The organism is Pseudomonas sp. AC463 (assembly GCF_979253585.1).
Genome location: NZ_CEEDDZ010001147.1, coordinates 1 through 237 on the forward strand (window position 1 = coordinate 1; position 237 = coordinate 237).

General features: G+C 66.2%; 1 pseudogene. It reads left to right on the forward strand.

Annotated elements, in window-relative coordinates:
- Positions 1-62 precede the first annotated feature (62 nt).
- Positions 63-237 (forward strand): annotated as a pseudogene (locus tag AC0IYH_RS33890) (TolC family protein); the annotation flags it as partial.

A 237-nucleotide genomic window follows, 5' to 3' on the forward strand; every position in this document is an offset into this window, starting at 1 on the left:
ATCGCCGGGCGCACGGCCACGGTGTCGATCATCGGCGATCAGGTCAAAGACGGAGACAAGCCATGAAGCAGCGTCTGGCAACCGCTGCGCTGGGGTTGTTGCTGTCAGCCTGCCAAGTGGTTGGGCCGGATTACACGCTGCCGGACAAATCCGCCGTCAACCGTAGCGACCTGCAAGGGCAGCTGGCGGGCGAGGGCCACAACGTGGTGTCGGCGCCGGTGCCCGCCGACTGGTGGA